The sequence below is a fragment of the Nonomuraea sp. NPDC049480 genome (genome assembly GCF_044465905.1).
In the GTDB taxonomy this organism is placed as follows: Bacteria; Actinomycetota; Actinomycetes; order Streptosporangiales; family Streptosporangiaceae; genus Nonomuraea.
Window position 1 is genome coordinate 138,953 of sequence record NZ_JBITMD010000029.1, and the last position, 11,227, is coordinate 150,179.

The following is an 11,227-nucleotide window of genomic DNA, read 5'->3' on the forward strand; positions in this document are numbered from 1 at the left end:
CGAGGTCAGCTCGCCGACACCGAGAAGCTGTTGGTACGGAAGTCCATCCCGCCACTGGACGACGTGATCTCGTAGCCGAACTGGACGTCGCCGAGCGTCACGTCGCCGAACCAGTTCCTGGACCGGAGCCAATTCAAGATCGCCTTGATGTCCACGGTCCCGGAGTTGACGTTGCCCTGCCGGACGAAGGAGAACACCTGGTTGGACCCGTTGGAGCCGCGGTAGACGTCCCAGTTGTGGCCGCCCACCGACGCGCTCGTCTGTCGCGACCCGAGCGGCCCCACCGGGCCGTACTTGTTCATCCAGAGCATGATCTCGTAGGTGTGGCCGTCGCACCAGATGTCGTACGCGGACGCGTAGGCGCCGCCGTTCGGCACGGTGACGTTGAAGCTGCTGGTCACGCTGCCGAGCGCGCTGATCCGCCGGTTCACGTTCTTCGTGGCGTTGGGGTAGGACTTGACCCCACCGGTGTTGGGGTGGTTTGCCCAGACACCCCAGTTACTGTACGAGTTGGCCCAGATCGTCTGTGGGCCGGCACCGCTGCCCCAGATGTTGTTGTAAAGGGTGTAACCGCCGTTGGTCCAGGTGCCCCACTGGTCCGACGAGGACCAGGCGGCGGCCTGGGCCGGCTGAGCGAGCACCCCGACGAGCACGACGAGCATGGATGCCGGGACGAAGAGACGGAGCATCCTGCGCATGATCTCCCCTTCTGTCGTTGTCCGCCGATGGCGGGGCGCCGCTTTGTCGGATTCGATGCATCGAAGCGCTTCGACGAAATTTCGACGCGGCCGAGACCCTGTAGAAACGGAAAGTGGAGTCACCGTAAGTCCACCTCCGATCAGAGGAAACACCGGCGCGAAGAAATCTTCACCATCGCAGGTCAAGTGATGAGAGAGGCGGCGGGATCGACATGAAAGTTTCACACCGCCTGTCAGCGGCCGATCCGCCGGAGCGGTTACAGCGCCTCGTCCGCGACCGCATCCCGCCGGCCCCGGCACGGCCGGCCGGAGGACGTGGTGAACGCCGCCGTCTTCCTGGCCTGGGACGAGTCGTCGTGGATCAGCGGCACTAACATCGTCATCGACGGAGGCGGCTCGGCCCTCGGCTGAGCACCCCAGAAGGGCACCTCATGAGCAACACACCCGACTACGACACCCAACGCGCCTTCTACACCGGCATCTGGAGGCTGACCGAGCTCGGTTCGGACGGCGATCTGTCCTACCTGGCCGCGAGACTGGAGCGGGTCGACGAGGACGTCTGGCATCCGAGCGTCTACGACGTGAACGACCCCATGACCCAGGACCAGTGGGGGACCGCGGACCCGATGAGCGAGCTGATCGCCAAGGGAAGCTTCAACGACATCGACCGCGGCGTGTTCGCCGCGCCGCCGGTCTGAGGGGGCCGGCGTGGGACGAGTATCGGGCAAGGTCGTCGTCGTCACCGGCGCGGCCCGCGGCCAGGGCGCGGCCGAGGTGGAGGCGCTGGCCAGGGAAGGCGCGACGGTCGTGGCGGCCGACGTGCTGGACGACGAGGGCGGGGCGCTCGCCGACCGGCTGACGGCCGACGGGCTGCAGGTCACTTACGTGCCTCTCGACGTCCGCGACAAGCAGGCGTGGGACGGCCTGGCCGCACTGCTGCGGGAACGTCACGGGCGGGTCGACGCCCTCATCAACAACGCCGGAGTGGCCGCCAGGGACCGGATTCCCGACGTGGACATGGAGGTCTGGCAGCGCACCTTCGACATCAACGTCACCGGTCCGCTCCTCGGGATCCAGGCGCTCGTGCCGTTGATGAGCGCGGGCGCCTCGATCGTCAACGTCTGTTCGGTGGCGGCGATGGCGGGGCATGTCGCCGCGGCGTACACGGCGAGCAAATGGGCACTGCGGGGACTGACCCGGACCGCTTCCCTCGAACTCGGCGAGCGTGGCATCCGGGTCAACGCCGTCATGCCCGGCTTGATCGACACCCCGCTGATGGCGTCGGCCTCGCCGGCGTTCACCGGGGCGGCCCTGGCCGAGATCCCCCTGGGCCGCGCGGGGACGCCCGCGGACGTCGCCCCGCTGATGGTCTTCCTGGTCTCCGACGAGTCCGCGTACGTCAACGGCGCCGAGCTGGTGGTCGACGGCGGTCTCACCGCACACGTCTCCCACAAGGGCATCGCCGACGCCACCCGCCCGTGAACCCGAAGGACAGGCCCGGCAGGCCGAGGATGCCGGGTATCTGCGTACCGCGGGGCGGAAGTACCTGCGTGCGGCGGCCTGCATCTGCCAGGCGGACTGCCATGCGCCGCCGAGGATGGGAGGGTTGTCGGGATACGTCACAATGCCTGATGTGATTGTGGACAAGGCGATCTACTGCGACGGCGTGCGCGAGACCATCAGCGGTGACATCAGCGACGCCTTCAACGACGCCCGATCCAGAGGTGACTGTTTCTTGTGGATCGGGCTGCACGAACCCACCCAGGAGGAGTTCGACCTGATCACCCATGAGGTGAAGCTGCACCCGCTGGCCGTCGAGGACGCCATCCACGCCCACCAGCGGCCCAAGCTCGAACGCTATGACGACAGCCTGTTCATGGTGCTCAAGCCGCTGCTGTACGTCGAGGAGAGCTCCGACATCGAGGTCGGCGAGATCAACCTGTTCCTGGGCCGCGACTTCGTCATCAGCGTCCGCCACGGCCAGGCCAACCCGCTGGCCGGAGTGCGCCGGCGCATCGAATCCGATCCGGACCTGCTGGCCGCCGGACCCGCCGGGGTGCTGTACGCGATCTGCGATCAGGTCGTCGACAGCTACTCCCAGATCTCCCACGAGGTCGAACACGACCTCATCGCGCTGGAGCGACGCGTCTTCAGCGGAGAGAACGCCGACGTCACCGAAGACATCTACTCCCTCAAACGCGAGGTGCTGGAGTTCCGCGCCGCCCAAGATCCTCTGGTGCCGGTCCTGGAGGAGATCGTCAAAGGCCGGGTGGAGTTGTGCACCGTCGCCCGCGACCAGTTCCGCGACGTCCTGGACCACCTCCTCCGTGTGGACGCCCAAGTCGACGAGCACAACGAACTGCTCACCAGCGCCTTGAGCGCCCACCTGGCTCTGGTGGGCCGCGAGCAGAGCGCGGCGGCCATGCAGCAGAACGCCGACATGCGCAAGATCTCCTCCTGGGCGGCCCTCATCGCCGTCCCCACGATGATCGCCGGGATCTACGGCATGAACTTCGACTACATGCCCGAGCTGCACTGGCTGCTCGGCTATCCTCTCAGCCTGAGCGCCATGGTCATCGCCGTGCTCATCGTGCACCGGCTGCTGCGCAAGAGTGGGTGGCTGTGAAACCCTCCGACTTCTTCCACCGTCGGCTCTCGCTCAGCAGGCTCCTGATCGCCGCGGTCATCGCCTGGATCATCTTGCTGACCGTCATCATCCTGCTCGATCCCCGCGGCTCCGCGGGATGACCGGCCAACGCGTTGCCGACATCGGCCGGCCATCACCATCCCACCGGAGATCACACGATGCCCGCTCGGCAAGCCCCTCACCTATCACGCGTTCGTTGAACTCGCCGCCGCCGACCCCGCCGTCGTCGGACTCGTCCTCAAGGGCTCCCGCGCCCACGACGACATGCCCACCGAGCACTCCGACCACGACCTGTACGTCGTCCTCGCCGACGGTGCGACAACGGATCTCACGCGGTTCACGGGCCACCGCACCCCAGAGCTCGACCTCGTCATCGTCCCCCTCGCCGAGTTCCGTGCGGCCGGAATTCGCCATGGACCGTCGCCCCCGCCCCTACAACAAGTACCTGGAATGGGAACTCGCCCGACACCCGCTGCCCGGCTGGGACACCGGCATGTTGCTGGACGCCGTGGACCGTATCTCGGGAACGGGCGACGTGACCCTGCAACGGCGTCTCTTCGCCCATGTCGAGGCGGTGGCCCGGCGCTCCGGGCACGGCGAGGTGCTGGACGCATGGGGCGAGGATCTCGACCTGATGCGACCACTGCCTTCCGACCATCCAGCGTGAAGCCGAAGACCCAGCGTGGGTCGCATACCGGCGGGCACTCGCCACTGCCATGCCCTCCTTCGTGAAGAGGGACGCGTAGCCACGGCTCGATCCCGGGCGGTCTCACCCGCGACGGCGGGATGCCGTCGTGCGTCGCGAAACAGGTGACCTGACCGAGCAGGAATGGAGAAGCGCCGGTCAGCGGGCCGCAGCTAGCGTGCATATCGTCGGCGTCAGCCTGACGGGCTGTCGCGCCACCCGGCCGACACCGCCGATCAGGTAGACAGTGACCGTTGCCGCGACCGCGCCGACGAAGGAACTCGGACATACTGCTCGAAGCTGGTCGGATCGAGCCGGGCGACGCTGAAAGAGACCGCGAAGGCGGCCCGCGTAACAGATGGAGACACGATGAGCAAGGCCACGAGGACGGACACGCAGTCGCCTGCGCCGCACGTTGCCGACAACCACGACGTGATCCGCGTGCACGGCGCGCGCGTGAACAACCTCAAGGACGTCAGCGTCGAGCTCCCGAAGCGCCGGCTGACGGTGTTCACCGGCGTCTCCGGCTCGGGCAAGAGCTCGCTGGTGTTCGACACGATCGCAGCGGAGTCGCAGCGGCTGATCAACGAGACCTACAGCACCTTCGTGCAGGGCTTCATGCCGACGCTGGCGCGGCCCGAGGTCGACGTACTCGAAGGGCTGACGACCGCGATCATCGTCGACCAGCAGCGGATGGGTGCCGACCCCCGCTCCACCGTCGGCACCGCCACCGACGCCAACGCGATGCTGCGCATCCTCTTCAGCCGACTCGGGCAGCCGCACATCGGCCCGCCCAGCGCATTCGCCTTCAACGTCCCCTCGGTCCGGGCGAGTGGCGCGATCACGGTTGAACGCGGCGGCGTCAGCAAGGCCGAGAAAGCCACCTACACCCGTACCGGCGGCATGTGCACCCGCTGCGAAGGGCGGGGCTCGGTCTCCGACATCGACCTCACCCAGCTCTACGACGACTCCAAGTCGATCGCCGAGGGCGCGTTCACCATCCCCGGCTGGAAGTCGGACAGCTGGTGGACAGTGCGGATCTACGCCGAGTCGGGCTTCCTCGACCCGCACAAGCCGATCCGCGAGTTCACCAAGAAGGAGATGCAAAACTTCCTCTACCGGGAGCCGACCAAGGTGAAGGTCGAGGGCGGGAACCTCACCTACGAGGGACTGATCCCCAAGATCCAGAAGTCGTTCCTCTCCAAGGACAAGGAGGCGATGCAGCCGCACATCCGGGAGTTCGTGGACCGGGCGGTCACCTTCACCACCTGTCCCGAGTGCGACGGCACCCGGCTCAGCGAGGGGGCCCGGTCGTCGCGGATCGGCGGGATCAACATCGCCGATGCGTGCGCGATGCAGATCAGCGACCTGGCCGGGTGGGTCTGCGGTCTCGACGAGCCGTCAGTGGCTCCGCTGCTCGCCACGCTGCGGCGGACCCTCGACTCGTTCGTGGAGATCGGGCTGGGCTACCTCTCGCTCGACCGGCCGTCGGGCACGCTGTCGGGCGGCGAGGCACAGCGCGTCAAGATGATCCGCCACCTCGGCTCCTCGCTCACCGACACCACCTACGTCTTCGACGAGCCCACCATCGGCCTGCACCCCCATGACATCCAGCGGATGAACACCCTGCTGCGGCGGCTGCGGGACAAGGGCAACACGGTGCTCGTCGTGGAGCACAAGCCGGAGACGATCGCGATCGCCGACCACGTCGTCGACCTCGGCCCCGGCGCCGGTACGGCCGGCGGCACCGTCTGCTTCGAGGGCACCGTCGAAGGGCTGCGGGCCAGCGGTACCATCACCGGCCGCCATTTCGACGACCGGGCCGCACTCAAGGAGACGGTGCGGAAGCCCACCGGCACGATGGAGATCCGCGGCGCGACGGCGAACAACCTGCGCGACGTCGACGTCGACATCCCGCTCGGGGTGCTGGTCGTCGTCACCGGCGTCGCCGGTTCAGGAAAGAGCTCGCTCATACACGGGTCGATCCCCGCGGGCGCGGGCGTGGTGTCGGTCGACCAGGGCGCGATCCGCGGCTCGCGGCGGAGCAACCCGGCGACCTACACCGGACTGCTCGATCCGATCCGCAAGGCGTTCGCGAAGACCAACGGCGTGAAGCCGGCGCTGTTCAGCGCCAACTCCGAGGGCGCCTGCCCCAGTTGCAACGGCGCCGGCGTCATCTACACCGACCTGGCGATGATGGCCGGCGTCTCCACCACCTGCGAGGAGTGCGAGGGGAAGCGGTTCCAGGCATCGGTGCTGGACTACCATCTCGGCGGCCGTGACATCAGCGAGGTCCTCGCGATGTCGGTGACCGAGGCCCGTGAGTTCTTCGGCTCCGGCGAGGCGCGCACGCCGGCCGCGCACACCATCCTCGACCGGCTCGCCGACGTCGGGCTCGGCTACATCAGCCTCGGCCAGCCGCTCACCACGCTGTCCGGCGGCGAGCGGCAGCGGCTCAAGCTGGCCACCCACATGGCCGAGAAGGGCGGCGTCTACGTCCTCGACGAGCCGACCACCGGCCTCCACCTCGCCGACGTCGAACAGCTGCTCGGCCTGCTCGACCGGCTCGTCGACTCCGGAAAGTCGGTCATCGTGATCGAGCACCATCAGGCGGTCATGGCGCACGCCGACTGGATCATCGACCTCGGCCCCGGCGCCGGCCACGACGGCGGCCGGATCGTCTTCGAGGGCACACCCGCCGACCTCGTCGCCGCCCGCTCCACCATCACCGGCGAGCACCTCGCGGGCTACATCGGCACCTGACCGCGGCCGAGGTGCCGCCCCGCGCCGAGAGGGCTGACGGGCTGCGCGGGCTATAGTTTCCCGGCGTCGGACGAAGGGAGCCATGATGGTCGCCCGCCTGGCCGGGTTTCTGCCCGGAGATCTCAGCGAGGAGCAGGCCGCGGTCTACCGGGCCATCTCAGGAGGCCCACGCGCCGCGGGTCCTCAGGTCTTCGCGCTCACCGACAGCGAGGGACGGCTGCGTGGGCCGTTCAACGCGATGCTTCTCAGTCCTCCGGTCGGAGCCGCGCTGCAGACCGTGGGTGCGGCGGTGCGCTATCAGTCCTCCCTGAGCGACCGCATCCGGGAGATGGCCGTGCTCCTCGTCGCCGCGCACTGGGGAAGCGCGTTCGAACGAGAGGCCCACGAGGCCGTAGGGCGCGCCTGTGGCCTGACCGAGGAGGAGCTCGACTCCCTGCGCTCCGGTGCGCTGCCGGCCCTCACCGACGCCGACGAGACGATCGTGCTGCGGACGACGGCCTCCCTGCTGGACTCGGGCACCCTGGACGACGACGAGTACGGCATGGCGGTGTCGGCGATCGGCGAACGCGGCCTGTTCGAGCTGACGACCCTGGTGGGCTACTACTCCACCCTCGCCATGCAACTCCGCGTTTTCGCCGGTGAAGAAAGGGAGCCGAAGCCCTCGGCGCGCTGAGGTGCAGGACTGCTCAGATTGGCCATGATCCGTTGAATGACGATCACGATCATGACCGTCTTTGATGGAGATCCATCCGGCCCTTTGGAGAACCCGAAGGGGAATGGTGAGAATGATCGCGCGTGGCCTCGTAGGAACGTGCCGACACCCTCGCAGCACTACAACAATCCGGAGGACAAAGAACAAGATCAGGGTTGTGGTTGAGGGCCCATGCCGGCGAAGACCGCTTGGAGCACGCGGTCGAGGTAGGCGGGCGTCAGCGGCTCGTGTGTGATGAGCAGCCGGTAGTACAGCGGTCCTGACAGGATCTCGAAGGCCAGGTCCAGGTCGAAATCGGGGGCGAGCTGCCCTTGCTCTTGGGCGGCCTTGAGGCGGGCCAGGGTGTCGGCCGTCTGTGGCCGGATGAAGCGTTCGTTGAGGGCGGCGGCGACTTCGGGGGTGTGCTGTGCCTCTCCTATCAGGTCTCGGTACAGCGGCCCCCATGGCGGCCGGGCCAGCAGGTCGACGGCCCGGTGCATCACCTCGCGCAGATCGGCCACGATGTCGCCGGTGTAGGGATGTTCCAGGCCTGCGGTTCTTGAGCTGAGAACCGCGTCGAGGAACAGCAGGGCCTTGGAGGGCCATCGGCGGTAGATGGTGTCTTTGCCGACGCCGGCCCGGGCGGCGACCGCCTCCATGCTGAGCTTGGCGTAGCCGACCTCGAGGGCCAGGTCGAGCGCGGTCTGCATGATCGTTTCGGTCCGGTCGTCGGAGCGGCGGCGGGCGTTCATGATGCCACCATACCGGGACGGGACGTTGGGTTTGACAATGAAGGGACGTTTCCCGCACGCTGTGCACTGTCATACGGGACGTCGCGTCCCGTTATCGGCGGCGCGGGCCAAGCGTGCGCTCACAGCCATACGGAGGTGTCCTCATGTCGCATGTCCGCCAACCCGGGACACCATTACGTCGTCCTGAACCAACTCTGGCTCTGCTGGCGTTCGCTCAGCTGATCATCTCGATCGACTACAACATCGTGTACGTGGCGTTGCCGGAGATCGGCGGCGTCTTGGGGCACTCGGCGCCAACGCGGCAGTGGGTGATCAGCGCCTGCGCGGTGGCGCTCGGCGGGTTCCTGCTGCTGGGCGGACGGGCTGGCCACTGCGCCCTTGCCGCTGGTGGCGGCGCGGGTGGAGCAAGGGCCAGGCGGAGCCCCTCCCGCAGGCGCCCTCGAACGCGCCGCCGACCGCACGGCAGCCTGACAACCCCATCACCCGAGGAAGATTCATGAACGCACTGAACGCCCTGCCCTCCGTCATCCGCGGCCGGATCTGGCTGGCCGGCGATCCCGGCTTCGACGCCGCCCGCCGTCCCTGGAACCTGGCGATCGAGCAGCCGGTGGCGGCCGTGGCGGAGCCCGCCGACGCTGATGACGTCGCCGCGTTGGTCCGGCACGCCCGCTCCACCGGGCTGGCCATCGCGACCCAGCCCAACGGGCACGGGGCGACCGGCCGCACCGACGGGACGATCCTGCTGCGCACCGGTCGGCTGGAGACTCTGGAGGTCGATCCGGCGGCCCGGCGTGCCCACGCCGGTGCGGGTGTGCCATCCGGCCGGGTACAGGCCGCCGCCGCGCCGTACGGCCTGACCGGCCTGCCCGGCAGCTCTCCGGTGGTCAGCGTCGCCGGCGTCGCCCTCGGCGGCGGGTTGAGCTGGTTCGGCCGCACATACGGCTGGGTCGCCGACAGCGTCACCGCCTTCGACATCATCGACAGCGAGGGCCGCCAGCGGCACGTCACCGCCGGCACCGACCCCGATCTGTTCTGGGCGCTGCGCGGCGGAGGTGGCGACTTCGCCGTCGTCACCGCCCTCGAACTGGCCCTGCACCCCGCCCCGCGCCTGTACGGCGGCCGGATGCTGTGGGCGGCCGAGCACGCGGCGGACGTGATGGACGCCTACCGGCAGATCACCGCCGACGCCCCACCCGAGCTGACCGTCTGGCTGGACCTGCTGCACTTCCCGGGCGCCGACCCCATGGTGGCCATCGACGCCACCTACCTGGGTGCCGAGAGCGAGGCGCGTGACCTGCTCGGCCTCCTGGACCGCCTGCCCGTTCCCCTGTCCGACAGCAGGCGGAGCATGCCGGTCTCCGACGTCGGCGGCATCACGGCCGAACCCACCGATCCCGGCGCGGGCCTCTCGCGCGGCGAACTGCTGAGCGACCTCGGCGACGCCGCGGTCAAGACCTTGCTGGCCGACCCGATCGCCCCGCTGCTGAGCGTGCAGATCCGGCATCTGGGCGGTGCGTTCACCCGCCCGTCCGACAGCCCGCACGGCCCGCTCATGGAGCCGTATGCCCTCTACCTGTTCGGCATCCCCGCTGACCCCGCCACGGCCGAGGCCGTCAAGGGCAAGCAGGCCGCTCTCGCCGGCGCCCTGCCCGTCAGCGGCCGCAAGCCCTTCACCTTCCTCAACCCCGGCGAGAGCGCGGCCGACGCCTTCACCTCGGCCGCGCTGGATCGCCTGCGCGACATCAAGCGTCACCGCGATCCGTACAACGTCTTCCGCAGCAACTTCCCGGTCCACCCCTGAAAGGCATGAGTGATACTCATCCTCCCGATCGCCCGCACCGTTCACCGGCACGTCGACGTCGAGGGGGTCCGCGTCTTCTACCGCGAGTCCCTCCCGGAGCGGCGGGACGCGCCGGTCCTGCTGCTGCACGGCTTCCCGTCGGCTTCACCCCAATTCCGCCGTCTCATCGACGCGCTCATCGCCCGACTACCCGGGCTTCGGCCACACCCAGGCCCCGGCCGGCTTCACCTACTCCTTCGACGCCCTCGCCGACGTCATCGAGGGCTTCGTGCAGGGGCTCGGCCTGACCCGGTTCGTGATGTACGTCTTCGACTTCGGCGCCCCGGTGGGCTTCCGCCTCGGCACCCCGCGCTTACCTTCGCGACCTGCCCGAGGCCGAGCTGCACCTGTTCGACACCGGCCACTTCGCCCTCGAAACCCACCTGCCGGAAATCGCCCCGGTCATCGCCGGTTTCCTGGACCGCGTCCGGACTGCGGGATGAGCAGAGCGGCGGCCGGACCGGCCGGTGATGGCCCGGATTCCCGGGTGCTGGACGGTCAGCCCCCATGGGCTGCCGCACTGACCCTACGCCCAGGCGGCTACATGCCGACCGCCTTGTACGCACGAAGGACGATGGCCGCCCTGGCTCGCACCTGCTCCTCGGAGTCGTGCGCCTGGATCTCTTCGAGCAACGGCCTGAACTCCGGCCATTCGATGTAGACGACGGACGAGATGGCGATGTCCCGAACCCGATATTCGTCGTGTTCACGGGCAGCTTTGGCGAAGGTAGCGAAGAATTCCTGGTGGAACTCGCGCGGCGCACCGAACCCGGCCCGTACCAGGGACTGGGCGAGGTGGCGCGGATCGTCGTCGTCCTGAAGCGCTGCCAGCAGCTCGGCGAAGCTCTCGATTTCGTCCTCCAGGTCGTCATCCATTTGCCGAATGACCCGCTCGGCGAGCTCGGAATCCTTGCCGACGGCGACGATGCAGCAGTCGTTGGAGATGTGACTCTCCAGGTAGCCGAGCACCACTTCCCGCGTCACCCCCCAATTCATCTCGCGCCCCTTGCCCCGGTCGAAGTTCCGGTCGGCTTCGTACACGATCGGCCAGCCGTACGACTGAGTCGGGGAAACCCGTGTGGGGCGCCGGTTCCGGCGTGAAAATGGGGATCGGTGACCGTCTGTGACGTCGTGTGTGCTTGGCGCCGGTT

General features: G+C 68.4%; 13 protein-coding genes. 10 read left to right on the forward strand and 3 right to left on the reverse strand.

All coding sequences use genetic code 11. The annotated features are described in order from the left end of the window. Positions 1-5 precede the first annotated feature (5 nt). Positions 6-698: a hypothetical protein gene (locus ACIBX3_RS50470; RefSeq protein WP_397127883.1), complete on the reverse strand. Its 693-nt coding sequence runs from the start codon at positions 696-698 to the stop codon at positions 6-8. A gap of 318 nt (positions 699-1,016) precedes the next feature. Between ACIBX3_RS50470 and ACIBX3_RS50475 the strand changes: the two genes are divergently transcribed. From ACIBX3_RS50475 to ACIBX3_RS50515, 9 genes are all read left to right on the forward strand, one after another. Then, on the forward strand, positions 1,017-1,109 hold the full coding sequence (locus ACIBX3_RS50475) for a hypothetical protein (RefSeq protein WP_397127884.1): 93 nt from the start codon (positions 1,017-1,019) through the stop codon (positions 1,107-1,109). A 20-nt stretch (positions 1,110-1,129) separates the two neighbouring features. Further along, positions 1,130-1,396 (forward strand): hypothetical protein, encoded by a 267-nt coding sequence (locus ACIBX3_RS50480; protein WP_397127885.1) that lies wholly within the window; start codon positions 1,130-1,132, stop codon positions 1,394-1,396. Between the two features lie 10 nt (positions 1,397-1,406). Continuing rightward, the gene (locus tag ACIBX3_RS50485) at positions 1,407-2,180 is read left to right on the forward strand and encodes an SDR family NAD(P)-dependent oxidoreductase (RefSeq protein ID WP_397127886.1); all 774 of its coding nucleotides are present in this window, start codon (positions 1,407-1,409) and stop codon (positions 2,178-2,180) included. A 142-nt stretch (positions 2,181-2,322) separates the two neighbouring features. After that, positions 2,323-3,324 (forward strand): magnesium and cobalt transport protein CorA, encoded by a 1,002-nt coding sequence (locus tag ACIBX3_RS50490; RefSeq protein WP_397127887.1) that lies wholly within the window; start codon positions 2,323-2,325, stop codon positions 3,322-3,324. Beyond that, a complete protein-coding gene (locus tag ACIBX3_RS50495; RefSeq protein WP_397127888.1) occupies positions 3,321-3,446 on the forward strand; it encodes a hypothetical protein in 126 nt (41 codons plus the stop codon). The genes ACIBX3_RS50490 and ACIBX3_RS50495 overlap by 4 nt, the downstream gene beginning before the upstream one ends. A gap of 311 nt (positions 3,447-3,757) precedes the next feature. Further along, the gene (locus ACIBX3_RS50500) at positions 3,758-4,012 is read left to right on the forward strand and encodes a hypothetical protein (RefSeq protein WP_397127889.1); all 255 of its coding nucleotides are present in this window, start codon (positions 3,758-3,760) and stop codon (positions 4,010-4,012) included. 387 nt (positions 4,013-4,399) lie between these two features. Continuing rightward, positions 4,400-6,793, forward strand: a complete 2,394-nt coding sequence (locus ACIBX3_RS50505; RefSeq protein ID WP_397127890.1) for an ATP-binding cassette domain-containing protein — start codon at positions 4,400-4,402, stop codon at positions 6,791-6,793. A gap of 82 nt (positions 6,794-6,875) precedes the next feature. Further along, the gene (locus tag ACIBX3_RS50510; protein WP_397127891.1) at positions 6,876-7,466 is read left to right on the forward strand and encodes a carboxymuconolactone decarboxylase family protein; all 591 of its coding nucleotides are present in this window, start codon (positions 6,876-6,878) and stop codon (positions 7,464-7,466) included. 36 nt (positions 7,467-7,502) lie between these two features. Then, positions 7,503-7,670 carry a hypothetical protein gene (locus ACIBX3_RS50515; RefSeq protein WP_397127892.1) on the forward strand — a complete coding sequence of 56 codons (168 nt, stop codon included), beginning with the start codon at positions 7,503-7,505 and terminating at the stop codon, positions 7,668-7,670. Here ACIBX3_RS50515 and ACIBX3_RS50520 read toward each other — a convergent pair. Next, positions 7,655-8,236 (reverse strand): TetR/AcrR family transcriptional regulator, encoded by a 582-nt coding sequence (locus ACIBX3_RS50520; protein WP_397127893.1) that lies wholly within the window; start codon positions 8,234-8,236, stop codon positions 7,655-7,657. The two genes, ACIBX3_RS50515 and ACIBX3_RS50520, sit on opposite strands and share 16 nt — an antisense overlap. A 496-nt stretch (positions 8,237-8,732) precedes the next feature. On the opposite strand from ACIBX3_RS50520, the gene ACIBX3_RS50525 reads away from it, so the two are divergent. Then, the gene (locus ACIBX3_RS50525; protein ID WP_397127894.1) at positions 8,733-10,037 is read left to right on the forward strand and encodes an FAD-binding oxidoreductase; all 1,305 of its coding nucleotides are present in this window, start codon (positions 8,733-8,735) and stop codon (positions 10,035-10,037) included. 579 nt (positions 10,038-10,616) lie between these two features. Here ACIBX3_RS50525 and ACIBX3_RS50530 read toward each other — a convergent pair. Then, complete coding sequence (locus ACIBX3_RS50530) at positions 10,617-11,117, reverse strand: HEAT repeat domain-containing protein (RefSeq protein WP_397127895.1); 501 nt, start codon at positions 11,115-11,117, stop codon at positions 10,617-10,619. Positions 11,118-11,227: the final 110 nt, after the last annotated feature.